Source organism: Acinetobacter sp. V89_7, assembly GCF_029967895.1.
Taxonomy (GTDB): Bacteria; Pseudomonadota; Gammaproteobacteria; order Pseudomonadales; family Moraxellaceae; genus Acinetobacter; species Acinetobacter soli.
The window spans coordinates 170,481-196,752 of sequence record NZ_JASCAJ010000017.1; the positions used below are offsets into that span (position 1 = coordinate 170,481).

Genomic DNA, 26,272 nt, shown 5'->3' on the forward strand with positions numbered 1-26,272 from the left:
TGTAAAAAAAGGAAGCTTTGGCTTCCTTTTTTTATGAATGTCGATTGTGCGTGCGATGAACCCACCGATAGTAAGCCAATGCTAAAAAGATTACAGTCATGAGCGTCAATATCATAAGTTTGGGCATGACAGCACTTAAATGAACCCCCATTTGATTGAGCTGTACAAATAGCTGTACTGCATGCGTAGATGGCAGCAACGCACTAAAAATCTGCATCCAGTGAGGCATGGCCTGTATTGGCCAGGCGGTTCCGGTGAGTAAAAATAATGGAATAGAAGTAAAAACCAGAAAATGTCCGGCACGTTCGCTCATATCGAGTAAAGAACCAAAAAGCAGACCCAAGCTAACAATACAACTCACAAAGATTGGAACCGCAACCAGCATGCCCCAGAAATTTCCGCCATGCGGATAATCATTTTTCCAAAACACAAAGCCAAACATATACAGACAGCCTAGGCATCCAATGGTAAAAAAACTGGCAAATATTCCCCAAAACTGACTCGATGTGGGCTGATACCGTTCTTCTTTATATCCTCCAAGTAACATACCTAAACCCAATACAATGGTTTGATGAATAATCAGCGGTGCGACGGCGGGAAATACATAGCTCCCATAGCCTGAAAGCGTGTTGAAAAGCGGAATCTGATGGATTGAAAGCGCCGGTTTAAAATGCGTAATCTGACCAAATTTTTCGGCATATTCGGCAATCACTTGTTCGATAGAGAGCGCCAGTCCTAAACCAATTTCTTTGATTTTTAAAAAATATGCAGCACTGATATAAAGTCCAACGCCACCCATTTCACCACGTCGAACACTCATGCTTAATTGATCAGGCAGATACAAAATACCATCTGCTTTTTGGTTTTTAACCATTTGCTCTGCTTCAAGAAAGTTTGTCGTGGTTGCAACAATCTTGATTTTAGGGCTATTTGCGACTTGACTAATGATGGTTGAGGTTAAAGCACTTTGTTCTTCATCCACAATCACAATGGGGAGTGATTCAGCATGTTCTGCCTTATACGCAGTGGGGTAGAAGAAGCTGTAAAAAAACACTGACAACACAACAGTCGTCAAAATGGAGGAATTTTTTACAATTTCTTTAAACGTGTGCAGATAATAAAACCAGAATTTTTTCATGAGAGCGCCTCCTGCACACGTTTTTTAAGCAAGCGACTCGACACCAAAAAATAAAAAACACAGTAAAACAGCAAGATCAGAAGGGGCCATAATGAAATAGAAACATCACTTCCAACCACCCATTGCTCGGTTTGAAGCTTTGCGTACGGTGTATATGGAATAATCATGGACCAAAATTGTGTAAAAATCGGTGCATTGTTCAGTGGTAAAGTAACGCCTGCAAAACTTAAGGATGATCCGCCATAAACGGCAATAAATCCAAAGGTTCGGCCCATATTTTGCGATGCAATCATAACGGTTGCGCTAATCATGGCATATGCGAAATAAAGTAAAAACTGTGCCATTAAAAGCAGGCTCAAACTGCCCGCAACAAACCAGCCACGAACCACAATCAGCCAGAACATCCATAGCCATGTCCAAGCACAAAAAATCACGACATAGAGTAAAGTTTTGGCAAGTAGCATTTTCATGGCATTGTCAGGTGCGCTCCATTGCGTCAGTGTGCCGCGCTTAAATTCCTGACCAATTGCAAATGCAACGCAGCAACACAGCAATAAATGCAAAATCGCGGGTACCATGAAAGGCTCTAGATAAAACTCATAGCTTAAGCTAGGGTTGTAAAGTGTTGAGACTTTGACATGCGGTGTGGGCAGGTCAATGGCAGGCAATAATGCTGAAAAATAGTGTTCACCACCAAACTCGCCCATAGCATTGAGTGTGCTGATGAGCATGGCACTTGAAATGGTGTTGCCAATACTAAAAAATGACTGATTAAACGCCACACTAATCTGTGCATCTTGTGCATTCACTAAACGCTGTTCTGCACCTTCTGGGATATGTACATATCCCCAAATTTGGGTTTTGTTTACGAGTTCCTCAGCCTCAGACGTATTGGTTAAAACGTATTTCAAATCTAGGGTGGGATTATGGCGTAAATCCTGTTCGATGATGCGACTCAGCTGGCTATGATCTTGGTCAATGAGTGCAATGGGAAGATGATCGGGTTTTCCCTGATAAAACATACTTGCAAACAGCACCACAACACATAGAGGGGCGAGTGTAACCATCGCCAAATCCCATTTGTTTTTGAGCAGATAAATGCACTCACGCCAGAAACAGGCCCACATATCAATTGGCCTCAACTACATCAAAAATCACACTCATACCCACTTTTAAATCAGCTGCTGCTTCTGTGGGTTTAAGATGAAGCTTAAAGCTACGGATATCGTAACCGCCGGTTTGTCGCGTGGTTTTAATGGTGGCAAACTCACCTTCGGCATCGATGTGTTGAATATTAAAATTGATCTTTTTATCAAGTGCGGGTACATATCCCTGAAGTGTTTTTTGCTGATAGACACTTCGATACTGATCTTCCCGGACATTTAAACTGACCCAGCGTTCGTCATCCTCTAACAAACTGACCACAGGCACTGCGGCAGCGACCAACTCCGAGGGTTTCCCATAAATTTTGGAAACAGTGCCGTTTATTGGGGAGTAGAGTTTGGTTTCAGTTTCTAACGATTCAGCTTCACCCAGCGCAGCACGTGCAATATCGACCTGTGCATCTGCCATCGATTTTTGTTGTGGCGTACTGCCACGCTTGGCACGTGCATACTGTTGATAGGCGGCTTCGCTTAAAGCTCGGGCAGAGCGCTGTGCTGCGAACATTTCATCGCGACGCTGACGTGAAATGACGCCTTCTTTGTAGAGTGTTTCACCACGACGATACGTGGTTTCAGCCAATTCCGCCTGAGCTTTTACACTTTGCCAGTTGGCATATAAGGTATCAATATTTTCTTCTTGAGAACCGCGCTCTGCTGTCGATTGAAGTGCTAAAGCCGATTGTAAAGCGGCTTGCGCTTGCTGCTTTTTGGCTTCTATCTCAGGACTAACCAAGCGAGCAAGTGCTTGACCTTTCTTAATATTCTGGCCTTCTTCGACAAAGATTTCCGCAATACGACTAGGCACTTTGGTGGTGACGTAAAGCGTTTCGGCTTCAACGCGACCTTGTAATGCTACGCTACGAGGCTGATACGCTTTCCATAAACCATAAATAATCAGTCCAATGATGAGCAATAAAATGATCAAACCAATGATTTTTACGGCGCGCTTAGGACCATGTGGTGTCTGTTTTTGCTGGGATCCGGTGGTCGTTGCCGAATCAGAGGCAGAGGGCACCGGATGTTCAGTGTCAGAAGACGATTGATCTGTCGGCATGATGTCCTCGTAATTAATAAATATATACTGTATTAGGCTGATTTAAATACGTTTTAAACTGACTAATCGAGCCATGACTTTGGAGCAGCGTGGCCAGAGAGAGCACGTATTTATAAGCATTGATGGCCATTTCTGTATCAATCACTTGCACAGCATTTTGTGCATCAATCACTTGATTGGCCGTTCCCATGTTTTCTCTAAATGAAAGCTCTTGGATGCGTAAGTTTTCAAGTGCAGCGCGTTTATTGTCATTCAGCAGCGTTTGTGTTTGCTGCGAAGAACCCATTTCGCTATAAGATTTTTGAATAATATTTTCAATTTCCTGTTTGGTACGCTCGACTAAAAGCTGACTGCCATAGCGCTTGAGTTCGGCAGATTCGATACTTTTATTTTTATCTAGTCCACCAAACAGGTTGTAGCGTGCCACCACACCCACAATCCAGTTTTCGTTTTTGTCTAAGCTATATTCGGCAAAGGCAAATACAGTCGGCTTTTTGGCGGCGCGCTGTGCTTTCACATTTTCATCTGCCAGTTGGGTGTCTATTTGCATTTTTCGAATGAGATTAGACTGATTGGGATATGAGCTCAAAAATTGATTCAAAGGCAATGTTTGTTTTGTATTGACAAAAAGCGGTGTGGTGAGATTCCCGTTCGTTTGCTGATGTAATAGATGATTTAACTGAAACTGACTGCTGTTTAAGTTGCTTTGAGCGTTTTGTAATAAGCGCAGGGCGTTGTTACGTGCCACTTCAAACTGCATTCGCTGGCCTTTGCTGATAAAGCCTTGCTGTTCGAGCTTAAAGGCGTTATTGACATGTTTTTGCATGGCATCCGCATTGAACTGGCTCGATTTCACCAATTGCGTTTGTAGCTGAGTATTAAAGTAAGCCTGAATAATTTCAAATCGTTGAATATCTTGCTGTTGTTCTGTACTGAGTTGTGCCCGCATGGCCTGTATGGTAGCAATTTGCTTGGCACTTTTAATCAGGCCGCCTGTGTAAATGGGCATGACTAGAGAAATGGTGGGTCTGATCACTTCATCTTCAATACTTAAATTTGCGTAATTGGGAAACTGATTAATTCCATCTGAAATAGCTGTATTCGCACCCGTCTGAATCGTATTGAGTACATCTGGCGGCAACACGCCACCCACCTGAGACAATTGCTCGCTCAAGCGTTGACTCAAAGTATTTTCAAGATTTTGTTTAAAACTGTCTAAAGGGAGATCAACTTCGCTATGGAATTTATAAGCCCGTACATTAAGCTCAATACGTGGGCGTCCTAGGCCTTTAGTGGCTTGTGCATCAAGACGTGCTGCCTGTTCAAAGGCTTGACTGGCCTGAGTGCTGTAAGAGGATGTGAGCGCTTGTTGCTCTGCCTCTACATAACTGATGCCCTCAGCAAGTGCCACCTCACTGCATAAAAGCAAAGCGGCCATACAGCCAAACAAAAACTTGACTGGAGGAGGTGAGGTTGCGCACCTGAAATTCATTTTTATCATTCGCTGTTGTAATGTCATATCAAGTCACGTCGTGTTGTTCCTGAAAGTATAATCTTTATTGTAGAAGCATCAGTTATAGTCTTGTTTATTATACAAATGTATAGCACGTGGGGTGTTTAAAAAGCAATCAATATACTTGGATTAATCTGACTGGATATTCTATTATTTATCTGATTTGATCAATCGTAAATTCAGGCCAAAAGGCATCAAGTTATATAAAAAATATATGCTCAATGCTGCTGCATGCGCTGTCAAGATGTGGTTAAATGCGAACTTTAGTTTAGTTTCAATTATATAAAGGAACGATCATGCGCGCGTACAATTTCTGTGCTGGCCCAGCTGCATTACCGACTGCTGTTTTAGAAAAAGCTCAACGTGAACTGTTGGACTGGCAGGGTAAAGGGCTTTCCATCATGGAAATGAGTCACCGTAGCGCTGATTATGTTGCCGTTGCAGAAAAGGCTGAAGCCGATCTGCGCCAGCTGATGAACATTCCTGAAAACTATAAAGTCTTATTCTTGCAAGGTGGTGCATCGTTACAGTTTTCAGCAATTCCATTAAATTTGCTTGGAAAAAACAGCAAGGCAGATTATATCCATACTGGAATCTGGTCTGAAAAAGCGCTAAAAGAAGCTCAGCGTTATGGCGATATCAATGTAATCGAAGCAGGCACTCAAATTGATGGCAAGCTTGGTATTAAGCCTCAGTCTGAATGGGCATTGTCTGAAGATGCAGCTTATGTGCATTATGCAGATAACGAAACCATCGGGGGCTTACAATTTGCAGGTATTCCTGAGGTTAATGCGCCGTTGGTATCGGATTTATCGTCTAGCATTTTGTCTGCACCGCTAGATGTGAGTAAGTTTGGTTTGATTTATGCTGGTGCGCAAAAAAATATTGGCCCCGCAGGTCTTACTTTGGTCATTGTTCGTGACGATTTGCTTGACCAATCACGTGCAGATATTCCGAGCCTGTTAAAATACTCTGCACAAGCTAAAAATGACTCTATGGTGAATACACCGGCAACTTATTCATGGTATTTGGCTGGTTTGGTATTTGAGTGGTTAAAAGAGCAAGGTGGTGTTGAGGCCATTCATCAAGCCAACCTTGAAAAAGCCAAATTACTCTATGGTTATATCGATTCGAGTGATTTTTATAACAACCCGATTGCGCCGGCCAATCGCTCGATTATGAATGTGCCATTCACTTTGGCAGATGAAGCATTGGAAAAACGTTTCTTAAAAGAAGCAGAGCAAAACAATCTATTGAACCTTGCTGGACATCGTTCAGTTGGTGGAATGCGTGCCAGCATTTACAATGCTGTGCCGCTTGAAGGCGTGCAAGCACTGGTCAACTTTATGGACGCATTTGTCAAAGCCAACGGCTAATTGCAAAGGCAATAAAAAAAGCCCCTACATCATGTGGGGCTTTTTTAATGATTCATTTAAAGCGATAAGAAACCAAAATAATGGATCATCACTGCTGCTAAAAACATTCCGAGTGCAAAAAAGCATAATGCAACTGTATCGAATTTAATACGCTGTCCGCTCAATTGAATCAGATTGGTCGATTGTTCAGGTATAATTTTCATCAATACGCCTAATTTATTAATTATTCGTTGAAACGCTATTATTCAACTTTACTTTTAGCATAAATATTCGCCTGAATCCAGATATTACCTCGAATATACTGACCAATTTCAAAATTTTCGTGGGCATTATTTTTAGTGGCGAGACGAATTAATATTGCAGGTAGCTCGTCTTCTAGCACCAACACCACATCATAAAGGGTATAGGTTTCATCCATAAATGTCGTCGATGATTTACCTACGATATTGCCTTGAAACCAAGCTTCGTCTTCTTGGCCCATGGTTTCGCCAAATAAATAAGCCACCATTTTAGAAAAATCGACCGTTACAGGTTCCTGATCTTCAGGCGTTTTAGGTTGCCACGCATCAATCAATTCTTGCAGATTTTCAGGCGCAACACCGTTATTGGCCGATAAAATATCATTTAACGCACGATGATGTTTAATCGATGCCGGATCGTCGACTTCAATGGTTTCGTTGTCGGCAACGACTTCAAGTTCATAGGCCCAAGCATTTAACTGAACTTGATAGGCCTGATTTTTCTCATATTGATTGTGATTGACGCTATATAGATTATCGTAAGCGTAAATAGTGGTATTTTTATTTAAACTCAACCGTAAAACAGCCTGAGTATTTGATTCGCAGGCAATGATACGATCAATCACAGCATTATATTTATATGGGCTTTCAAAACTTGGAAATGCAGTTTTCAGCGCGCGCGGTTTATTATTTTCGACCGCAATAATCTGGCTGACTTTAATCCCGGATTCAGACGGACCTTGAATCAACCATACGTCGGTATCCATATCCTGTTCAGTTTCACATAAACCCATTGGCATCATAGGAGCGTCGAGTGCCATACTGAGCCATTTAGGCACGACTTGTTCAGGTGTATCACTCAATAACGCCCAATGCTCGCCATGGTTGCCAAAACCTTGATCTTGAATAGTAACGATTTCTGGACTGTTTTGATTTTTCATATAACCCTGAAGAATTTTTAAAAGATTTAGATATATAAATCGAGCATATCTAAGTTTTTTCAAGTGTTGATATGCAATTATGTAAAAAATATTTTAATTTTCTTTTTGAATTTCATCGAGATGTTGGCGTATTAGATCTATGTAAAAATAACAAGTCTACAGGTCACCATCAAATCTTAAGTCTGTTAAAATAAAGGCCTCTTTAAAAAGGTTGAAATTGCGTGTTGCCATTTAAACTTTGGGTCGATGCCGATGCATTGCCAAAGATTCTGCGAGAAGTCATTTTGCGTGCTTCTGATCGTTATCAGCTTGAAGTCATTTTTGTTGCAAATCAAAACGTGGGCATTACGCCATCTGTAAGGATCAAATCGATTCAGGTTATGAGTGGTGCCGATCAGGCCGATCGTGAAATTGTCGAGCGCATGCAGGCACATGATATTGTGATTACTCAGGATATTCCTTTAGCTGCACAAGTGATTGAAAAGGGCGGTATTGCGATTCATCCACGAGGTGAAATCTATACCGATGCCAATGTAAAAGCACGTTTGCATTTACGTGATTTTATGGACACCCTGCGGGGTGCTGGCGTACAAACTGGCGGACCACCGCCCATTTCTGAACGTGATAAACGCGAGTTTTCAAGTGCGCTTGATCAAACCATTTTAAAGCAAAAGCGTAAAACGCTTTGAGACCGGCTATGCCTTCAAAAAGCAATATCATACTGACCTATATTGTTTTGGTTTTGATCTGGGCATCGACTCCGCTGGCGATTGTCTGGAGCGTGGCGGATCTGCATGTACTTTGGGCCATGATGTTACGCTTCTTTTTGGCGCTGCCAATTGCTGTAGTGATATTACTGGTACTCAGAATTCGTTTTCCACTCAACCCAAACGCCATTCATAGCTATATTGCAGGCTCGTTTAGCTTAATTGGCGCGCAGGTGTTTACCTATATTGCCACGCAGTATCTAAGCTCTGGGGTGATTGCTCTAATGTTTGGGCTTGCACCTATCATTGCCGGTTTGATTGGCCGTTTTGCTTTTGCGCAGCAACTCAATCGCCTGCAATGGACGGGTATGGCCATTGCAATTGTCGGTTTGGCATTGATCTGCTTTGGCGGGTCATCACAGCATGTGCATCCGCTGGGCATCGGTCTGATGCTCATGAGTGTCTTTATCTACTGTAGCTCAATTTTTTGGGTAAAAAAGGTCAATGCCGATGTCGTGCCGATGGCACAAGCCACCGGGTCAATTCTGGTTTCTACCTTGGTGTCTTTGTGTGTACTGCCGTTTGTGTGGTCACATGCACCTACGCATCTGCCGGAAATGAAATCATTACTGGCCTTGTTGTACACCACGATCATGGCATCACTGATTGCAATGTTTTGCTATTTTAAACTGGTCAAAAACATTGAGCCGACCACATTATCGCTCACCAATGTGATGACGCCTTTACTGGCCTTGGTCATTGGCGCTTTATTTAATCATGAGCAGATTTCACTCATGATGATTTTAGGTACCTGTATTATTTTGAGTGGGTTATTTTTATATTTTTATCGTGATATTCAGGCCAATCGACGCTACAAACAACACATCAAATCTTGAGGATCACTGTAGCTTGCCTAATGTAATGCACAGACAGGTACGATTGAATTTGGCTTAAAACCGGGTAACATACGCTTCATAAAGTACATCAAAATGTTGATCTTTATGCCTTAATTGTTCGATTTCGTAGTAATCCGTACGATCAAATTGATCTACTGCGGTATCTGGTACAAAATAAGCCCGCTATATAATCTGAATCGTAAGGGTCATTCAATAATAAGAGTCTGCCGGGTGAAGTTTTATCGAGATTCTTTTGGTGTATCTGTGCGTAATCGATGTTAATCGCAGTATCTAAATAAATACTGTTTTTTCTTTTATGAAATGACCTTGGACTAAGTGGTATGTTTAAACCAATCTCGCTGTATATAGGGTTGCGATATACCCGCGCTCGGCGTAGTAATCACTTTATTTCGTTTATTGCCTTGGTTTCGATGATTGGTCTGACCTTGGGCGTTGCGGTACTGATTACCGTTTTGTCCGTGATGAACGGCTTTGATCGCGAGTTGAAAAATCGTGTACTTGGTATGGTACCGCAGGCCACGATTTCATCGAACCAGATTCTAACCGACTGGCCTCAACTTGCTAAAAAAATTGAGGGTCATCCTCATGTCACTGGTGTTGCACCATTTACACAATTACAAGGCATGCTTACCGCACAAGGCCAAGTTGCCGGTATTATGGTCAGCGGAATCGAACCAAGTTATGAAAAAAAGGTTTCGATCATCCAAAACCATATGGTGGCAGGTAGTATCGACAGCCTTAAAAAAGGCGAATACGGCATTGTACTCGGCAAGCAAATGACCGACGCACTCGGGCTTGGTCTAAACGACAGTGTGACGCTGGTTTTGCCTGAAGCGACGCCATCACCTGCTGGGGTGGTGCCACGATTTAAACGATTTAAAATTGTGGGCATCTTCAGTATTGGTGCCGAAGTAGATTCGATGATGGGTTATATTGCCTTGAATGATGCATCTACACTGTTGCGCTTACCCGATGGCGCCCAAGGAATTCGCCTTAAACTGGACAATATTTTTGCAGCACCTCAAGTGGCAGACGATATTGTGAAGACCTTACCATCCAATTTCTATGCGTCTAACTGGACCTATACTCACGGTAACTTGTTTAGCGCCATTCAAATGGAAAAAGCCATGGTGAGCTTGCTATTGTTCCTGATTGTTTTGGTTGCAGCATTCAATATTGTATCTTCACTGGTCATGGTAGTGACCGATAAAAAATCAGACATCGCGATTTTAAGAACGCTAGGTGCATCACCAGCCACCATTACCAAAATCTTTATGGTTCAAGGTACAGTGATTGGTGTGATCGGTACGGTGGCGGGTGCTATTTTAGGAGTCGTGTTTGCTTCAAGCGTGAGTAATATCATTGACTGGTTCAATACCGCGCTTGGTTTACATTTATTCGATGCGTATTTCATTAATTACTTGCCGTCTTATCTACGCTGGCAAGATGTGGCTTTGATTGTGTCGGTTTCACTATTATTGAGCTTTCTTGCCACGATTTATCCGGCATTGCGTGCAGCGAAAATTCAACCTGCGGAGGCATTGCGCTATGAGTAAGATTGTCCTTGAAGCCAAAGATATTCATAAGCATTTTACCGATGGAAAATCGACAGTTGATGTGATTAAAGGCTTATCGCTTCAGGTAAAAGCAGGGGAATTTGTTTCGATTGTTGGAGCAAGTGGTTCAGGTAAAAGCACTTTGCTGCATGTACTGGGCGGACTCGATACGCCGAGTCAGGGTCAGGTTTTTCTGGATGGTCAGCGTTTTGATAATCTGGGTGAAGCGCAACGCGGCTATAAACGAAATCATTATTTGGGTTTCGTCTATCAGTTTCACCATTTACTACCAGAGTTTTCGGCACTTGAAAATGTGGCCATGCCGCTGATGCTTCGTGCAGAGACTAATTATAAAGAGGTCAAACAACAGGCTGAACACTTACTGGATCGTGTTGGGTTGTCACATCGGTTGACGCATAAGCCTGGTGAATTATCTGGCGGAGAGCGCCAGCGTGTTGCATTGGCACGTGCACTGGTTGGGCGTCCGGCAGTGATGCTGGCAGATGAGCCAACAGGAAATCTAGACCGCAAAACGGCACTGGGTATTTTTGAGCTACTCACCGAGCTGAAAAAAGAATTCAATATGGCCATGCTGATCGTGACCCACGATGAACAGTTGGCACAATCTGCAGATTCAATTTTACATATGCAAGATGGCCTTTGGGTCGATCCAGTCTGATGTTGTGCGTATTGATAGCCCTTTCGGGGGCTTTCAATTTTTATAATGCAAGTAAATAAAATAGATTTTAAATAACAATGCTAAAGCTTATTTTTCTGGGGTGGATTGCAGGAATTGCAGCCATGGGGCATATATTTGATCCCATATCGGCTGTCACACTCGGTATCGCGATCGGTCTATATTTCCTATTTTTACTCATCTATCTACGTGTGACCCAACAGTTCAACTCTTCGAAATTGTTAGGCGGCTTATTGGGCATCTTTTCGGTGTGTTTGTCGTATAGCTGTGGCGTCTATTACGCCGATCAGGCACTCACCACGCGGCTTGAGCATCGTGTCACGACCTCTTCAGTCGACTCATACATCATCTACATCAACCGTATGGGGGAGCAGTCTCAAAACGGAATTAGACAGCCTGCACAGATTCTCAATGAAAATGATGCTCCCATTCACTGGGTACTTTCCATAGATGAAACAGTTATCCCTGCTGATACCATGGCGCATAGTTTAACTGTTGGGCAGTATTATCGTGCCGTGATCCAGCGTCAACCTGTGCATGGTTACGCTATACAAGGTGCATTCGATGTAGAAAAATGGTTCGTACAACAAAACTGGCAAGGACGTGGCAAAGTTGTACAACTCGAAATGCTTTCAAGTGAACAGGCGCTACGTGAAGGATATTATGATCATGTGAAACAGCAACAATCTTGGACTCGAAAATTTTTGCTTGCTGCCGAGCACTTAAGATTAAAATTTAGAGGCTATTTTCTTGCTTCTTCCTTACAACATCAAAGCTTACTTCTGGCCTTACTCACGGGCGATCGAAGTCTTCTTGATCCTGAGCTTGAGCAGCAGTTTCAACGCTTTGGTATTTCACATTTGCTGGCGATATCTGGGCCGCATGTGCTTATTTTTGCAGCGCTGATGACATGGTGTATTATCCAATTGATCAATCGATACTACGCCGCAATTTATTTGGTGATTCCACGCCAGCGACTGATGCTGATTCCATTTTTATTATGCGTACTCCTGTATTGCGCGTTGGTGGGGTTTGAAATTCCTGCTCTAAGAACGCTGCTGACCGTAACCATAGTGAGTATTTTCATACTTTTAAAACGTCCCGTACATGCCAGTTTCTTGTTGCTGTTCAGTGCTTCTATTTTATTACTCATCGATCCGTTTAGCATACTTTCGGCAGCATTTTGGCTATCTTATGGGGCCTGTTTTATTCTGATTCGTATTTATCAGGAAATTGTACAGGAGCAAAAGACTGGTCAATCTTGGCGTATTCGAATCGGATATGCTGCGCAGCTTCTTATCAGAACACAATGGAAAATCTTTCTCGCACTGTTACCCCTGACCTTATTGCTCTTTAAACAGTTTTCTTGGATGACTCCATTTGCCAATATCATTGCCATTCCAGTTCTGGGTGCCATCGTGGTGCCTTTAGATATTATCGCTGCATGCTTCTGGCTTATCCTTCCTGCATTTGGACATTTGATTTTTCAACTCAACGATGGGGTATTACAGGCTGTTTTGGGTCTGTTTAATATGATGGATCATATCTTTGCACCGGAGTTACAATATTTTGCACTTCGTCCTTGGATGATCATCAGCATTTCATTTGGCATTTTAATTTTATTTTTGCCTAAAGGCACAGTGCCTAAATGCTGGTCAATCATATGCTGTGTGCCTGTTTTTCTACCTGCACAATTAAAATCACCTACCCAATTAGTGGTGTTAGATGTCGGTCAAGGACAGTCTGTGTTCATCCAAGATCAGACACAACGAATACTGCTCGATACTGGCGGCAATCACGACGAGCAAAAGTTTAGTGTAGGTAGGCAGGTGGTGGTGCCATTTTTGAAGGCACGGGGCGTAAAGCAGCTAGACCGAATTATACTGTCACATTTAGATCAAGATCATAGCGGGGCATTACCTGCGATTCTGGATGCAATATCGGTTACGCAGATTCAAGCCAATGAACCAATGCCTAAACTTCAATCTACTTTTGAGCTGTGCTATGCCGGACAGCGTTTTGAGACACCTGAAACCATTATACAAGTTTTATCACCAGCGCTTCAGGAGATCGGACGTGCTGATACGAATCGAAATGAATCGTCATGTGTTATGCATATCGAGTTTAAAAACAATCAACCCATACGACATTTTTTAATTATGGGAGATGCAGGTTGGGAAACCGAGTTTAAATTACTTCAACATTATCCGGATCTGCGCGTAGATGTTTTGGTTTTGGGGCATCACGGGAGTCGTCATAGTTCAGCCTATGATTTTTTACAGCATTATCGGCCTCAATATGCGATTGCATCGGCAGGTGCAACCAATCGTTATGGACATCCTAGTATTGAAGTTCAGGCACGACTGGCAGCGTTACAAATTCCTTTACTCAGCACAGCCAAAGCAGGCAGTATTTCTTTTAGTTTTGATCAAGCGAATGAGCAGCCACGTTTTTATCGCCATCAATACCGCTGGTTAACACAATAGCCTTTTCGCGCTGATTGGCGTCACGTACCTGTTGCACTTTTTCGAGTGCTTCCTCTTCGCTTAAGGTGTAAAGATTGTCGAGTTCAGGGTTGGCTTTAAAGCGTTTATAACTCCAATGGTAATGATCTGGATACTTTTGAATTAAAGATTCAATTGCTCGATGGATCACCGCTGTGCCATCGCGATCTGTGCCTTCATAGATTTTTGTATCCATAGGTTCGATATACATATCGAAACCGTGATTTTCATTACGAATGGCGTATAGAAACAAGGCTTTGGCTTTGGTTTTCTGAATAAGTTTGGCACTTAAATTACTCGATGCCAAAGGGATACCAAAATACTCAACCAACTCGCCGCCCACGTTAGGCGTATGATCGGGCAAAATCACGGTAGTTCCGCCTTGTTTTAAGGCTTTAAAAATTTGACGAACACCACTTTCGTCAGTTGGAACCAGATTGGCTTGTTCGCGGCTACGTGCTTCGCGTACAAAGCGATCGGCATCTTCATTCTTGACTGGTTTATATAGAATGGTCATGTCGGTAAATTGAGCGCACCATGCGTTCATAATTTCCCATGTACCAAAATGTGGCACGATCAAAACCAGTCCCTTTTTTTCGGCGACCGCTTGGTGAAAGTATTCTGCACCTTGAATGCTATGAATTCGAGAAATATTTTTTTCGTTGGAAGATCCCCAAATACTAAAGAATTCCATATAAGACATCAGTTCATTTCGAATTGCGTTACGAATGATGTCATGACGCTGCTCGTCATTGAGATACGGCAAGGTAATTTTTAGGTTGAGTTGTATGGTCTTAGATGTTTTTGTAAGTTTCAAACCATTTACAAGGCTAGCAAGCATCCGTGCGAATAGACGAGAAAGCTGGATAGGCTGTCTGCTAATAAAATTAAGTAAGCGATACATTAAGCTACGTGAATCGGAAGTCGTCATTATAAAAGTGCTTAAAAACAAAAACGGAGGCTTGTCGGATAAAAATATTATAAGTTAAATCATAACGATTAAACAGTTTTTCCCGATTCAGTGTATATAATGGCAGTATTTTCAACTTTTTGGGTTATTTTTTATGTCTGATTGGCCGCCTAAACCACAAAATGAAGTGCAAAATAGCAACAATAAAACTGGTCAAGAATGGCAGATTTTAGAAAAAGCTGTTTTGGCCTCTGTCGAAGAGCAGCGTCGTAGTCGTCGTTGGGGGATCTTCTTTAAAACGCTTACTTTTTTATATGTACTGTTCGTGCTGGTTTTGCTGGGCCGTGGTTGTTCTGTCAGTGATGGGGCGAGCGGTACGTCAAGTAGTAGCCCACATTTGGCTGTGGTCAATATTATTGGAACCATCGATTCAAGCAGTAAATCGGTCAATAGTGAAGATACCAACAAAGCACTTACCCGAGCGTTTGAAGCTAAATCAAGTAAGGCCGTGGTCCTCAATATCAATTCGCCGGGTGGTTCGCCAGTTCAGTCAGATGAAATCTGGCAAGAAATCCGTTATTTGAAAAAACAGCACCCAGATAAAAAGGTTTATGCCGTAATTGGTGATATGGGGGCTTCAGGCGCCTACTATATTGCTTCTGCTGCAGATGAAATTATTGTCAACCCTTCGAGTCTGGTGGGGTCAATTGGTGTGATTATGCCAAACTATGGCATTACTGGTCTGGCGCAAAAATTGGGCATTGAAGACCGTACACTTACATCTGGCGATAACAAAGATATTTTAAGCATGACCAAACCGGTTAATCCTGCACAACGTGCACATGTGCAATCAGTTTTAGATAACGTTCATGCACATTTTATCAATGCGGTTAAAGAGGGGCGGGGCAATCGCCTAAAATCGAATGATCCAGCCGTATTTTCGGGCTTGTTCTGGTCGGGTGAGCAAGCGGTCAAATTGGGTGTGGCTGACCGGACAGGTAATTTACAAACCTTGATGCGTGAGTTAAAAGTAGACAATAAAGTAGATTACACCATTGAGCGCAATCCATTTGAAACAATTCTAGGTCGAATGGGTTCAGAATTTGGTCAAGGTGTCGCTGCATCGTTGAGCCAGCACCTGCAAACGGAACAGCAGGCGAAACTCCAATAAATCTCGAGGATCACTTGAACAAGCCTTTAATTCATTTTGCCCATGCCAACGGTATACCTTCGAAGGTATACCAAAAACTGTTCGATCTATTGAGCGATCGTTACGACATTATTTATGTGCCGATGATTGGTCCAGATAAGCGCTATCCTGTCACCAATCACTGGCCACATCTGGTCGATCAAGTGATTGACAGCATTGTGCGTCAGGCAAATGGACGAAAAGTGATTGGTCTAGGACATTCCTTAGGTTCAGTTTTAACCATGATGGCCAGTTACAAGCGTCCTGAGCTTTTTTCGCAAGTGATCATGCTCGACCCGCCTTTAATTTTGGGTGCTTATTCTTTTGCCTTTCATTTGGCAAAAGTCTTTAGCCCAAAAACGGTTGATCGGATGACGCCCGCTGGGTTATCTGTCCACCGACGCGACCATTGGCCGTCACGAGAAAATGCTGCTTCACGCTTGCGTCCTAAAGGATTTTATCGAGATTTTGATCCAGACTGCTTTCAAGCCTATCTGGATTACGCCTTGACAGAAGATCCTGTTCGAGGTGGCGTGACCTTAAGTATTCCAAAAGCGGATGAAGTGGCGATTTTCAGAACTAATCCTTCATGGTGGTGGCTGACGCTTAATCGTAAACCATCAGTGCCGATTCAGTTGGTGGTGGGTGAGCAAAGTAACTTTTTTAAACGACGCTTGCCGCACAAAGCCAAGAAAAGTTTAGGTATTCCATTTACCACATTGCGTGGTGGTCATATGTTCCCCCTGGAGCATCCTGAAGAGACCGTTGCTCACATTAAAACGCTGATTTCCAAGAACTAAGAAGTCTAGACACATAAAACCTAGCCATAAAAAAACGCATCCGTGGATGCGTTTTTTGATTTATAAATCACAAAACTGAATAGGTTTATTCAGTGGTATGCCCTTATACAAAATCTGACCATTTTCAAGATGTTTGAGTGTACCGTTACAAATCCACTCCACAGCTTGTGGATAAATTTTATGCTCAATGCTATGTACACGATGTGCCAAACTTTCAGGTGTTTGATGATGACCGACGGGTATCACTCCCTGTAAGAGCGTTGGCCCTGCGTCCAGCTCTGGGGTCACATAATGGACGGTACATCCATGATACACATCACCGGTATTTAATACACGTTGATGGGTATGCATCCCTTTGTACAAAGGCAACAAGGAAGGATGAATATTGATCATCTTTCCGTGCCAGTTTCGTACAAATTTTTCGCTTAAGATCCGCATGAAGCCTGCCAAGACCACCAAATCGACCTCCCACTCGGTAAGCTGTTGATGCAATGCTGCATCGAAGAGTTCCCGAGTAGGATACGCTTTATGTTCAATCACTTTGGTTTGAATATTGGCATCTGCCGCACGTTTTAGTGCATATGCATCTGCTTTGTTGGAAATGACACCGACTATTTCACCTGAAAGATTTGCATCAATCAGAGCTTGTAAGTTACTGCCATTTCCTGAAACGAGTACCGCAATTTTTATCATGCAAAGATCACACGAATTTTTTCGTCTGCGCCTTCAACGGATGCTGGATTATCTTGGATATGACCAATTTTCCATGCTTTTTCACCTTGTGCATTTAACACATCGATGGTCTTTTGTGCGTCCGCCGCATCAACCGCAATCACCATGCCTACGCCACAGTTGAAGGTACGATACATTTCAAACTGCTCAACACCGCCTTCACGCTGCAAAAGTTTGAACAATTCTGGCCATTCCCATGATGCTTCATCAATGACAGCTTGCGCACCATTTGGTAAAACACGCGGTAAGTTACCCGGTAAACCGCCGCCAGTGATATGCGCCATAGCATGTACATCGACTTGCTTGCATAATTCAAGAACAGGCTTAACGTAAATACGCGTAGGTTCCATTGCAACATCTGCAAGTGAGCGTCCATCGATTTGTTGATTTAAATCAACATTTTTAACATCTAAAATTTTGCGGAGCAGGGAGTAACCGTTAGAGTGTGCACCACTTGATGCTACTCCGATTAAAACGTCACCCGCTTTGACTTTTGAGCCATCAATGATTTTACTGTGTTCAACCACACCTACGGCAAATCCGGCAAGATCGTAATCTTCACCTTCATACATACCCGGCATTTCTGCTGTTTCACCACCAACGAGTGCACAACCAGCAAGCTCACAACCTTTACCAATTCCAGTCACAACGTCGGCTGCAACGTCTACATTTAAATGACCTGTTGCATAGTAATCAAGGAAAAATAGAGGTTCAGCGCCACACACCAAAAGGTCGTTTACACACATGGCAACCAAATCTTGGCCAATAGTGTCATGACGATTAAGATTGAGTGCCAAGCGTAGCTTTGTACCTACACCATCTGTACCTGAAACCAGTACTGGCTCTTCATAGCCTTTTGGAATTTTGCATAGTGCGCCGAAGCCACCAAGACCGCCCATTACTTCAGGACGAGTGGTGCGTTTAGCTACCGACTTGATTCGGTCGACTAATGCGTCGCCCGCTTCGATGTCGACACCCGCATCTTTATAGCTTAAACCAGTGTTAGGGGTAGAAGTTGAGTTGCTCATAGTGAAGTCTCCGCATTGGCGGCAGATTATAACCTGAATATACGAAACTCTTATGGTATTTATGATCGAAAATGCTATCTTTACTGAATTATTTTTGCATCTATAACGAATACATTAAAAAAAGGCTAGAATTTATGCAAGATCGTATGCTTAGACGCGTGTTCATCTTGGCAGGTATAGCACTTTTATTGTGGCTCCTGTACTTACTTAAACCTGTCGTATTGCCTTTTATTGGCGCTTTTTTAATCGCTTATTTGTTTAGTCCATTGGTTGATAAACTTTGCAAGTTGCATCTGCCTCGCTGGCTTTCGATTAGTATTGTGTTTGTCGGCATTGGAGTATTACTTACTTGGGCGATGTGGTATGTGGTGCCGTTAGTTTGGCGTCAGCTCATTTATGCACGAGACAGTATTCCTTCGGGAATTCATTGGATTAATGCCACCTTCTTACCGTGGCTTTCGCACAACTTTAATGTTGAGCGGATGGAAATTGATACCGATCAGATTTCGACTGTGGTTATGGAGTACATTCAGACCAACTACAGCGCAGACAGTATTCAAAGCATGGCGCTACGTTTGGCACAATCTGGTTTGAGCTTTATTCAGGTGGGCGGCACCATTGTACTGATCCCGATCATTTCGTTTTATTTCTTGCTCGATTGGGAACGAATGCTGAATAGTTTGCGTCGATTAATTCCTCGTCCATATGAACACAGCACGTTAAAAATTGTGCGTGAGTGTCACAGTGTTTTAGGTGCTTTTGTCAAAGGTCAGTTTTTGGTCATGCTACTTTTGGGGATTGTCTATGCTGTTGGCTTACAACTTATTGGTTTAGAGGTTGGTCTGATTATCGGAATGGTGGCCGGACTGGCGAGTATCATTCCGTATTTAGGTTTTGCAGTCGGAATTATTGCTGCCGTGATTGCGACCCTATTTCAGTTTGGCGTCGACTGGATGCAACTGGCGCTTGTGGGTGTGGTCTTTATGATTGGGCAAGCTGTCGAAGGTTATATTCTTCAGCCGTTCTTGTTAGGTGATAAAATTGGCCTATCACCTGTTGCAGTGGTGTTTGCCGTATTGGCTGGTGCACAGTTAGCTGGTTTTCTAGGCATGTTGATTGCTTTGCCTGTGGCAGCAGTCATTGTGGTTCTGCTCAGGCACATTCGCGAAGCCTATGAACATACCGCTTTATATAGTGGATCAGCAGTGGTCGTTTCTACTGGAGACAGCGAGCGTATCAGTGTAGAAACTGAATCAGTTGATCTTGATATTGAGGTCAAAAAGCCGCAAGATACTGATACATCGATTGATGTTGATCGGAAGTAATACGAAGGTCTATTGGATTTATGCGTCAACTACAGTTGGATATAGAACCTCAGCTCGATGCCCGCATTAGCGATTTTTCCGGGCCGGGATGGGGACATGTGGTTGACGCCGTACGCCAGTTACATGCCGGATTAATGAACCGCTTTTATATTTACGGAGGGGCGGGTTCCGGTAAAAGCCATTTACTCTCGGCTATCTGTGATTCCTACCTCGAAATTGGAAAGTCGGCCATCAAAGTCTCTTTGTTAGAGCTTTTAGATGCGCCTATTGAAGCCATCACCTCGCTTGAACGATACGATCTTGTGGCATTAGATGATATCGAATCGATTAGTGGTGTTCCGCATTGGCAAAAAGCTGTGTTTCACTTAATTAATTACAATAATGAAGTGGGCGGACAATTGGTGTTTTCTTCACGTGTTGCCCCCATTGAACTACGTCTGGAATTACCGGATTTACAATCGCGTCTTACGCAGGCAGTCAGTGTAAAATTACCCAATGGTAGTTTGTATGCCGATCGGCAGGCACTCATAGTATCGACCATGACGCGTCGTGGTTTGCAATTTGATCCGCAAATTTTAGACTATTTGCTTTTGCACGGGCCTCATCAAGCGTCATTACTCTTGCAAACCATTGCCCAGCTTGAAAAATTATTAAAAGGCGAAAAGACAAAATTATCCAATGCGACCTTGCGTCAGATTTACGCATTGATAGATGAATATCGACACTAAAATTAGATCTTGAGTAATTACTCTAGCTGTGACAAAGTAGGCAAAGAATTCAAAGTTGTTGGGATAGAGCAACTTTAAAAAAATAATGAAAAATGGAATGTTAAGGAGAATAATATGCTCAAGCAGGGCTTAGGCATTGGCTTGTTGTGTATTGCGGGGCATGCGTACTGTGACAGTATTATAGTAAACACCACAGCGGATGAAGTGAAAGATGACCAATTGTGCTCACTACGTGAAGCTGTGGAGTACATTAATAAAGGGTCGCCTGAATCAGGCTACAATGGATGCGGGGGCAAAGACAGCAACCCGGTTATTTTGCTTGAAAAAAGTAAAACCTACGAATTAAAAAGCAAAATTGAAATTAAAAAAGCATTGCAAATTAAAACCACTTACGACACGACTATTACCAATCAGCTAGGTTTGAATAATGCCACCATCAAAATGACAGGGGCTGATCAGATTTTTCGAATCCGTGATGATAGCACCCAGAATGAGCAATATAATGTTCAGCTCACAGAAGTGAATCTGGATGGCTGTGCCAAAGATTGCGGCATTGCTCAGGGTGGTTTGATATACAACCAAGAGACACTCGTTTTAAGTTATGTGACGCTTAAAAACGGATATGCGAATTTGGGTGGCGCAATTTATAACGCACAAGCATCAACTACAGATAAATCCAGTGGATCAGTCACCATTATCAATAGTTTGATGCAAAATAATACTGCCAGCCAAGGCGCTGTAATTTACAGTGATCTTCCTCGATTTGTGATGACTCAATCGGTTGTGCGAGACAACACTGCAACGACTACAACGACACCGACATTATTTTTTAGCGCAGCAAAGTTTAGCGATGATCTTACAGCGGGTTTTTTTAGTTCGGGGTTGTATGGTGTAAAAAATTCGACAATCCTTAAAAACACGGGCTATCTCATCAATTTACGTGATGGCCAGAGTTTGAATAACAACACAGTGGTACGCAACTCTTTGGGTATCTATTTCGATGCGCCGCTTGGTAATGCCTATTTAGCCAATAGTATTGTGGTTGAAAACGGGATTGTTCAAAATGAAGTATTACAAACTGCCAAGAACTGTACCTTTACAAGCTCTGACAAAAGCTTGATTCAAAATAATCTAGTGAATTCTGACTGTGGATCGGGTTCAAGTAATGCACCCAATATTAATCTCGGTGCTGTAAAACTATTTGCAGGCTCGAGTGTAGAAGGAAAATGTACACTCGCACCTGCTGAAGGACTACTGTGTCCGTTTGCTACACCGAGTATGACCTTTTTAGGTTTTTTTAGACCGCGCTTATTGCTTAGCTACAACAGTTTAGATGACTCTTTGATTGTGAATCGTGGTCGTATTAGTGGCACGGGTGCATGTGAATCAGTCGATCAGCGTGGTAAATCTCGTAGTAGTAATCAATCATGTGACTTGGGTGCCATTGAACTCGTCATCGACACCTCATCAATCGCTACTGTGGGAAGTGATATTTTATATGGTGAACAGGCAAAATTTTCGATTGCAGAACAACTCACAGATGGGGAATTAGTTCCGGCGAGTGCGTGCGAGGCTATTTTAGGAAAACGTACAGACGGTAAAGCATGGCAAGTCGGTTGTTTGGACGTTATACAAACCAATACGCCATCTAAGGGAGCGTTAACGCTCGATCAGGATGGAAATGTGGTTTACACACCCAATGGCAACTGGCACGGAACAGATGAATTTAAAATCCGTGTTGTAACCACATTTAGCCGTTTTAGTTCGTCGACCAACAGCAAGTATATCGATATTCCTGTGCGTATTGTACAAAACCCGCCCAACACCTTCGAAGATAAAAAAGTCAGTACAGGTGGTGGTGGTAGTTTCGGCTGGGGAAGCTTGATCGTATTGGGTGGATTGATGATGTGGCGTCGGAAACGTCAGCAGTAAGAAAAGGATGAATCATGCAGAATTATAAAAAAGGAATACTGACATTAATGATTTTATCAGCCATGTCACTCATGGCAGCAGAAGATAAAACCATATACGTGAATACCTTTGAAGATATCGACAGTGACTCAAGTGCCAAATGTTCACTACGCATGGCGCTTAAAGCCGCGGCAGCCAATAAAGCCTATGGTGGATGTTCAGCTGGAAATACCGTTGCATCTAGCACCGATACCATCCAGCTTGAAGCGGGAACGTATAATTTGAGTTCCGAGCTGGTACCGACTTCACAGGTGATTATTAAAGGAAAAGAGGCGCTCGATTATACGCAAAAAGATGCAATCACCCAGCAGTATCCTGCACTGACCGCAGTGAAAACTGTGATTTCAGGACAAAATAATGTACGTATTTTAAATACCACCAATGCGAAATCTGCACTCACTTTGAATGATCTCGAGTTACGTCAGGGCCGTAGTTCGGATCGTGGGGGAGCGCTTTATTTAGGCGGATCGACCACGCTCAATCGGGTAAATATCCTCAACTCGAGCGCAGCCAATGGTGGCGCAATTTATCTTGAAAATGGCACCAGTGCCGTGACGATCAGTAATAGCCTTTTTCAGGGAAATACAGCATCAACCAATGCAGTACTGGGCATGGCATGCCGTGACTTCGGTGTGCTTAATCCACGCACTCTCACGCTGACCAATAACAGCATTATACAAAATGGCAGTGCATCGAGTGACAGTGTACTGACCTTTTGTGGAACGCCCACAGCAACTTTAACTGCTAACACGATTGCACTCAACACTGCCAATCCGACTTCTGGCAGTATTATAAAATTCAGCAGTGATCAATCAAACTCGCAATCGAGTAATCTTGATGCCAGCTCCAATTTAACCCTTGAAAATAACACGATTGTTAAAAACACAGCATTTAGTACCTTTTTATACGACAAGACTGGTACCAAGAGACTAACCCTGAATGCTTTATTTGCAAATACTGGAAAATCATGCCGTTATGCATACGGTGATGCCAAATCAGAAACTTCGACCGGTTTAAATTTATCTTATAATGCGCTGGTTTTGTCTGCTGCAAAAGAAGGGCAGTGTGATGTCGGTAATGAGGTTTTAGCTACACAGCACAATACCATCGATGTGAGTACCACCAGCTTCTCAAGCCTGTTCGAAGATTTACGTGCAGGTGATAAAAATACCAATTACTTACCTGTATATTTTCCAAGAAATAATCAAAATCAAAGCGATTTGGTTGATGTCGGCTCGACCAGTTGTAATGCCAAAAATGATCAACGTGGTATTCAGCGGATTACCGATGCGACGTTATTGCTGAATCCCGCTGCTGCCAATAGCTGTGATATCGGTTCAATTGAATTGTTAAAACTGACCGCAAGTGATTTAAAAAATCTAACCAATACATCATTGGTCGATTTATTCACAAATACTAATTCAGGTTATGAAACTTTAAGGGATTCGTATAAGAAACTGATTGAAGACAGTGCCACAGATCCGAAATTTTTACCGTTATATCGCGATGAATTTCAAAAATACAGTGACTTGGTGACCAATACCAAAGCCAATTTAAAGTACCGTGCAATTTACGTCGATCCGTTTGCAAAAAGTTTTGCCAATGAAAACGCCGCGCATGAAATCCAGCCATTAAATCTGGAAAATTATAATGTAAGCGTGCAACGTTTTGGAATTGGTACATTGAATAACTCAAGCAGTACCGCAAGCGTAATCAAATTAAGAGACGATGCAAATTTACAGTGTGAATGGAATCCGACTTTAAAACGGATCATTATTTCACGTAAAGACGATACCATTACACAAGCCGATGAATACAACATTTGCCAATATACATTAACGTCAAAAACGGATTCGAGTAGTCAGTCATCTGGATTGTTATTTGCACAGTTTGTCAATATTAAACCAATTGCAAAAGATGATGAGTACAGTCTGCAATATGGCAGCAGTCAAGAAATTAGCGTTAATCTGCTGAGCAATGACAGTGATGATGGCGATGGGCCAAGTTCAACCTTAACGTCAAATCCAAATAAACCAAAATTTTATCGCAATGATGACGGGGCAGAGCTTGCAGTAAGTTTAATTGATGTCCCATCAGGTATTACCATTGCAGCAGACCGAACAGGTAACTGTCCGGGTGATGATATTGCTAATCTTTGTTATGGCGGTAATCTGCGTATACAGGTAAAAAACAACTTCAGCCCATTTAATTATTCCTTCAAATATGTGATTTACGATGCTGAAGGTCTAAAGTCTGAACAAGCGACAGTCAAACTGGTCAATACCGCAACAACAACCAATGACAGTCGCGGTGGGGGTGGCAGTCTTGGTGTATTCGGCGTAATTGGTCTTATGGGGCTTGCGCTATACAGACGCTTCAAATAGTCAACTTCTAAAAGTAAGAAAGAGGTCAATCGACCTCTTTTTTGTTATATCGCTGTATTATTGCGGGTCGGCGGTCGTCAGATACTTATGAATGTATTCTTCACGAATTTGAGTACGCTCTTCCATACTGGCATTTTGCATACGTTTTCTTAAATCGTTGCGTTCTTGAGTACTCATTTTTTGCCAAGTATCTCGCATTTTTTGTTTTTCTTGCTCTGGAAGCTGAGTGAACCAGTCCATACGCTGCTGCAAATCAATTTTTTTATCTTTTGGTGCCTCTTTCAGCGATTGGTAGCGCTGTATGAGTGCACGTTGTTCGTCATCTGAAAGTGCATCCCAGGTTTCATTGACTTGCGTATTGGCATCTTTGGAAAAAAACCAAAAACGCTCGAATCCTGCAAAACTAGTTTGCAGAAAGCTTAAAGCACATAGGGCAATGGCGAGTCGTTTAGCTACCATGAGGCACCTTATCTTCGCCAAGTACACTTAGCATTTCAAAATCCTCCACCATTTGCGGTGAAAGTTTTGGTGTCACAATGACTTGATTTTGTGGTTTTTCAGTCAGATCAAACGAGCTTGGCAAAATCACAAAACCTGTGATTGCTGCGGCCAGAGCAAAACCTGACATTTTCCACACGCTATAGTATGACTTTGGTTCTTCTTTAATTTTTTCAAGAACATGGGTCATGACAACAGCTTTGTTTTTATGATGACGTGCGAGTCCATCAAGCTTAGACGTCACACGCTTTGTGAAATCATCTTGATTCATCTGATGAACCTCCCAAAGATGGATTTAAATGAGCTAACGAAGCGCGTAAACCCTGAATAGCGCGATGGTAATGCGTTTTTACGCTTCCCTCTGTGCAATTCATGATCTGAGCAGTGGTTTGAGTATCAAACCCTTCCCAAGCACGCAACATAAACGCCTGTTGTTGTCGAACAGGTAGTTTACTGATGGCGTCTTGAATCTCTTCAATGGTTACGGCTTGATCCAGAAAGTCAAAAGGATTAGGTGTTGTTTCATCAACAACATCAGTTATTTCGTCGTCGGAATCTAAACTGACTTTTTTAAAAAAAGAAAATGGGTTAGACCTTCGGGCTTCCTTACGCCGCCAGTCCTGTAATTTATTATTCAGTATGGTGTAAAAAAGAGGATACCATTCATCGATACTCTTGTCTGCATAAGACTTGTGAAGCGAAATAAACGCTTCTTGTACCAGATCCATGGCAATGCCTTGCTGACCTTGAGTGGCACTTTCCATCATGACAAGCGCACGGCCGCTCACATCTTGCATAAAAAACTTAAGACGTTGTTCGGCAGTACCTTCATGGGTACTACGTTCAGTTCGAGACTGTTTGGGCGCTAAATCCATAGAGATGGAAAATCCTGTCATTCGATC

24 protein-coding genes are annotated in these 26,272 nt (G+C 42.6%); 12 read left to right on the top strand and 12 right to left on the bottom strand.

Annotated features, from left to right (window positions below; genetic code table 11):
- Window positions 1-31 precede the first annotated feature (31 nt).
- From QLG00_RS02030 to QLG00_RS02045, 4 genes are read right to left on the bottom strand one after another with little or no spacing between them, the layout of a single operon-like run.
- Entirely contained in the window at window positions 32-1,138 is a 1,107-nt protein-coding gene (locus QLG00_RS02030) for an ABC transporter permease (protein ID WP_282470422.1), read from the bottom strand.
- The gene (locus tag QLG00_RS02035; protein ID WP_004939450.1) at window positions 1,135-2,265 is read right to left on the bottom strand and encodes an ABC transporter permease; all 1,131 of its coding nucleotides are present in this window, start codon (window positions 2,263-2,265) and stop codon (window positions 1,135-1,137) included. Before QLG00_RS02035 ends, QLG00_RS02030 begins: the two co-directional genes overlap by 4 nt.
- A gap of 1 nt (window position 2,266) precedes the next feature.
- Window positions 2,267-3,355: a biotin/lipoyl-binding protein gene (locus QLG00_RS02040; protein WP_282470423.1), complete on the bottom strand. Its 1,089-nt coding sequence runs from the start codon at window positions 3,353-3,355 to the stop codon at window positions 2,267-2,269.
- Window positions 3,356-3,368: 13 nt separating this feature from the next.
- Complete coding sequence (locus tag QLG00_RS02045; protein ID WP_282470424.1) at window positions 3,369-4,793, bottom strand: TolC family protein; 1,425 nt, start codon at window positions 4,791-4,793, stop codon at window positions 3,369-3,371.
- 371 nt (window positions 4,794-5,164) lie between these two features.
- Here QLG00_RS02045 and serC point away from each other — a divergent pair, with 371 nt between their 5' ends.
- The gene (gene serC / locus QLG00_RS02050) at window positions 5,165-6,244 is read left to right on the top strand and encodes a 3-phosphoserine/phosphohydroxythreonine transaminase (protein WP_004939443.1); all 1,080 of its coding nucleotides are present in this window, start codon (window positions 5,165-5,167) and stop codon (window positions 6,242-6,244) included.
- A gap of 56 nt (window positions 6,245-6,300) precedes the next feature.
- Here the strand turns inward: serC and QLG00_RS02055 are convergent, their stop codons facing one another.
- On the bottom strand, window positions 6,301-6,447 hold the full coding sequence (locus QLG00_RS02055) for a hypothetical protein (RefSeq protein WP_004939440.1): 147 nt from the start codon (window positions 6,445-6,447) through the stop codon (window positions 6,301-6,303).
- Between the two features lie 38 nt (window positions 6,448-6,485).
- The gene (locus tag QLG00_RS02060) at window positions 6,486-7,424 is read right to left on the bottom strand and encodes a hypothetical protein (protein ID WP_004948725.1); all 939 of its coding nucleotides are present in this window, start codon (window positions 7,422-7,424) and stop codon (window positions 6,486-6,488) included.
- Window positions 7,425-7,645: 221 nt separating this feature from the next.
- Between QLG00_RS02060 and QLG00_RS02065 the strand changes: the two genes are divergently transcribed.
- From QLG00_RS02065 to QLG00_RS02085, 5 genes are all read left to right on the top strand, one after another.
- Window positions 7,646-8,113 carry a YaiI/YqxD family protein gene (locus QLG00_RS02065; RefSeq protein WP_004939433.1) on the top strand — a complete coding sequence of 156 codons (468 nt, stop codon included), beginning with the start codon at window positions 7,646-7,648 and terminating at the stop codon, window positions 8,111-8,113.
- An 8-nt stretch (window positions 8,114-8,121) separates the two neighbouring features.
- On the top strand, window positions 8,122-9,027 hold the full coding sequence (locus QLG00_RS02070) for an EamA family transporter (protein WP_004939432.1): 906 nt from the start codon (window positions 8,122-8,124) through the stop codon (window positions 9,025-9,027).
- 341 nt (window positions 9,028-9,368) lie between these two features.
- The gene (locus tag QLG00_RS02075; RefSeq protein ID WP_004939428.1) at window positions 9,369-10,604 is read left to right on the top strand and encodes a lipoprotein-releasing ABC transporter permease subunit; all 1,236 of its coding nucleotides are present in this window, start codon (window positions 9,369-9,371) and stop codon (window positions 10,602-10,604) included.
- Window positions 10,597-11,283, top strand: a complete 687-nt coding sequence (gene lolD / locus QLG00_RS02080) for a lipoprotein-releasing ABC transporter ATP-binding protein LolD (RefSeq protein WP_004939423.1) — start codon at window positions 10,597-10,599, stop codon at window positions 11,281-11,283. The genes QLG00_RS02075 and lolD overlap by 8 nt, the downstream gene beginning before the upstream one ends.
- Before the next feature lie 77 nt (window positions 11,284-11,360).
- The gene (locus QLG00_RS02085; RefSeq protein ID WP_282470425.1) at window positions 11,361-13,787 is read left to right on the top strand and encodes a DNA internalization-related competence protein ComEC/Rec2; all 2,427 of its coding nucleotides are present in this window, start codon (window positions 11,361-11,363) and stop codon (window positions 13,785-13,787) included.
- Here QLG00_RS02085 and QLG00_RS02090 read toward each other — a convergent pair.
- Window positions 13,720-14,736, bottom strand: coding sequence for a lysophospholipid acyltransferase family protein (locus QLG00_RS02090; RefSeq protein ID WP_004939417.1), 1,017 nt, complete (start codon window positions 14,734-14,736; stop codon window positions 13,720-13,722). The two genes, QLG00_RS02085 and QLG00_RS02090, sit on opposite strands and share 68 nt — an antisense overlap.
- Window positions 14,737-14,869: 133 nt before the next feature.
- Here QLG00_RS02090 and sppA point away from each other — a divergent pair, with 133 nt between their 5' ends.
- Both sppA and QLG00_RS02100 read left to right on the top strand, forming a co-directional pair.
- Window positions 14,870-15,886, top strand: a complete 1,017-nt coding sequence (gene sppA / locus QLG00_RS02095; protein ID WP_004939415.1) for a signal peptide peptidase SppA — start codon at window positions 14,870-14,872, stop codon at window positions 15,884-15,886.
- Window positions 15,887-15,900: 14 nt separating this feature from the next.
- On the top strand, window positions 15,901-16,704 hold the full coding sequence (locus QLG00_RS02100; RefSeq protein WP_282470426.1) for an alpha/beta hydrolase: 804 nt from the start codon (window positions 15,901-15,903) through the stop codon (window positions 16,702-16,704).
- 60 nt (window positions 16,705-16,764) lie between these two features.
- On the opposite strand, the gene purN is transcribed toward QLG00_RS02100, so the two are convergent.
- Complete coding sequence (gene purN / locus QLG00_RS02105; protein WP_048765810.1) at window positions 16,765-17,397, bottom strand: phosphoribosylglycinamide formyltransferase; 633 nt, start codon at window positions 17,395-17,397, stop codon at window positions 16,765-16,767.
- A complete protein-coding gene (gene purM / locus QLG00_RS02110) occupies window positions 17,394-18,464 on the bottom strand; it encodes a phosphoribosylformylglycinamidine cyclo-ligase (RefSeq protein ID WP_004939407.1) in 1,071 nt (356 codons plus the stop codon). The genes purN and purM overlap by 4 nt, the downstream gene beginning before the upstream one ends.
- Window positions 18,465-18,598: 134 nt before the next feature.
- Between purM and cxpE the strand changes: the two genes are divergently transcribed.
- The 4 genes from cxpE (at window position 18,599) to QLG00_RS02130 (ending at window position 24,872) form a co-directional block, all read left to right on the top strand.
- Complete coding sequence (gene cxpE / locus QLG00_RS02115; RefSeq protein WP_282470427.1) at window positions 18,599-19,789, top strand: chloramphenicol efflux transporter CxpE; 1,191 nt, start codon at window positions 18,599-18,601, stop codon at window positions 19,787-19,789.
- 20 nt (window positions 19,790-19,809) lie between these two features.
- On the top strand, window positions 19,810-20,517 hold the full coding sequence (gene hda, locus QLG00_RS02120; RefSeq protein ID WP_004939397.1) for a DnaA regulatory inactivator Hda: 708 nt from the start codon (window positions 19,810-19,812) through the stop codon (window positions 20,515-20,517).
- Window positions 20,518-20,631: 114 nt separating this feature from the next.
- Window positions 20,632-22,449: a rhombotarget A gene (gene rbtA / locus QLG00_RS02125; RefSeq protein WP_282470428.1), complete on the top strand. Its 1,818-nt coding sequence runs from the start codon at window positions 20,632-20,634 to the stop codon at window positions 22,447-22,449.
- A 14-nt stretch (window positions 22,450-22,463) separates the two neighbouring features.
- Complete coding sequence (locus tag QLG00_RS02130; protein WP_282470429.1) at window positions 22,464-24,872, top strand: CSLREA domain-containing protein; 2,409 nt, start codon at window positions 22,464-22,466, stop codon at window positions 24,870-24,872.
- A gap of 57 nt (window positions 24,873-24,929) precedes the next feature.
- Here the strand turns inward: QLG00_RS02130 and QLG00_RS02135 are convergent, their stop codons facing one another.
- The 3 genes from QLG00_RS02135 to QLG00_RS02145 are packed head-to-tail and all read right to left on the bottom strand — an operon-like array spanning window position 24,930 to window position 26,245.
- The gene (locus tag QLG00_RS02135; RefSeq protein WP_004939388.1) at window positions 24,930-25,331 is read right to left on the bottom strand and encodes a DUF3106 domain-containing protein; all 402 of its coding nucleotides are present in this window, start codon (window positions 25,329-25,331) and stop codon (window positions 24,930-24,932) included.
- The gene (locus tag QLG00_RS02140) at window positions 25,321-25,641 is read right to left on the bottom strand and encodes a hypothetical protein (protein WP_004939385.1); all 321 of its coding nucleotides are present in this window, start codon (window positions 25,639-25,641) and stop codon (window positions 25,321-25,323) included. Before QLG00_RS02140 ends, QLG00_RS02135 begins: the two co-directional genes overlap by 11 nt.
- Window positions 25,628-26,245 carry an RNA polymerase sigma factor gene (locus QLG00_RS02145; RefSeq protein ID WP_004939381.1) on the bottom strand — a complete coding sequence of 206 codons (618 nt, stop codon included), beginning with the start codon at window positions 26,243-26,245 and terminating at the stop codon, window positions 25,628-25,630. The genes QLG00_RS02140 and QLG00_RS02145 overlap by 14 nt, the downstream gene beginning before the upstream one ends.
- Window positions 26,246-26,272 lie beyond the last annotated feature (27 nt).

What these genes read in the sequence shown, in the direction of transcription:
- QLG00_RS02030 (WP_282470422.1), bottom strand. Translation starts at nt 1,138, where the DNA reads ATGAAAAAATTCTGGTTTTATTATCTGCACACGTTTAAAGAAATTGTA.
- QLG00_RS02130 (WP_282470429.1), top strand. Translation starts at nt 22,464, where the DNA reads ATGCAGAATTATAAAAAAGGAATACTGACATTAATGATTTTATCAGCC.
- QLG00_RS02090 (WP_004939417.1), bottom strand. Translation starts at nt 14,736, where the DNA reads ATGACGACTTCCGATTCACGTAGCTTAATGTATCGCTTACTTAATTTT.
- QLG00_RS02035 (WP_004939450.1), bottom strand. Translation starts at nt 2,265, where the DNA reads ATGTGGGCCTGTTTCTGGCGTGAGTGCATTTATCTGCTCAAAAACAAA.
- QLG00_RS02055 (WP_004939440.1), bottom strand. Translation starts at nt 6,447, where the DNA reads ATGAAAATTATACCTGAACAATCGACCAATCTGATTCAATTGAGCGGA.
- purM (WP_004939407.1), bottom strand. Translation starts at nt 18,464, where the DNA reads ATGAGCAACTCAACTTCTACCCCTAACACTGGTTTAAGCTATAAAGAT.
- QLG00_RS02135 (WP_004939388.1), bottom strand. Translation starts at nt 25,331, where the DNA reads ATGGTAGCTAAACGACTCGCCATTGCCCTATGTGCTTTAAGCTTTCTG.
- QLG00_RS02085 (WP_282470425.1), top strand. Translation starts at nt 11,361, where the DNA reads ATGCTAAAGCTTATTTTTCTGGGGTGGATTGCAGGAATTGCAGCCATG.
- sppA (WP_004939415.1), top strand. Translation starts at nt 14,870, where the DNA reads ATGTCTGATTGGCCGCCTAAACCACAAAATGAAGTGCAAAATAGCAAC.
- serC (WP_004939443.1), top strand. Translation starts at nt 5,165, where the DNA reads ATGCGCGCGTACAATTTCTGTGCTGGCCCAGCTGCATTACCGACTGCT.
- lolD (WP_004939423.1), top strand. Translation starts at nt 10,597, where the DNA reads ATGAGTAAGATTGTCCTTGAAGCCAAAGATATTCATAAGCATTTTACC.
- purN (WP_048765810.1), bottom strand. Translation starts at nt 17,397, where the DNA reads ATGATAAAAATTGCGGTACTCGTTTCAGGAAATGGCAGTAACTTACAA.
- QLG00_RS02060 (WP_004948725.1), bottom strand. Translation starts at nt 7,424, where the DNA reads ATGAAAAATCAAAACAGTCCAGAAATCGTTACTATTCAAGATCAAGGT.
- QLG00_RS02075 (WP_004939428.1), top strand. Translation starts at nt 9,369, where the DNA reads ATGTTTAAACCAATCTCGCTGTATATAGGGTTGCGATATACCCGCGCT.
- rbtA (WP_282470428.1), top strand. Translation starts at nt 20,632, where the DNA reads ATGCTCAAGCAGGGCTTAGGCATTGGCTTGTTGTGTATTGCGGGGCAT.
- QLG00_RS02070 (WP_004939432.1), top strand. Translation starts at nt 8,122, where the DNA reads ATGCCTTCAAAAAGCAATATCATACTGACCTATATTGTTTTGGTTTTG.
- QLG00_RS02145 (WP_004939381.1), bottom strand. Translation starts at nt 26,245, where the DNA reads ATGGATTTAGCGCCCAAACAGTCTCGAACTGAACGTAGTACCCATGAA.
- QLG00_RS02140 (WP_004939385.1), bottom strand. Translation starts at nt 25,641, where the DNA reads ATGAATCAAGATGATTTCACAAAGCGTGTGACGTCTAAGCTTGATGGA.
- hda (WP_004939397.1), top strand. Translation starts at nt 19,810, where the DNA reads ATGCGTCAACTACAGTTGGATATAGAACCTCAGCTCGATGCCCGCATT.
- QLG00_RS02045 (WP_282470424.1), bottom strand. Translation starts at nt 4,793, where the DNA reads ATGGCCGCTTTGCTTTTATGCAGTGAGGTGGCACTTGCTGAGGGCATC.
- cxpE (WP_282470427.1), top strand. Translation starts at nt 18,599, where the DNA reads ATGCAAGATCGTATGCTTAGACGCGTGTTCATCTTGGCAGGTATAGCA.
- QLG00_RS02040 (WP_282470423.1), bottom strand. Translation starts at nt 3,355, where the DNA reads ATGCCGACAGATCAATCGTCTTCTGACACTGAACATCCGGTGCCCTCT.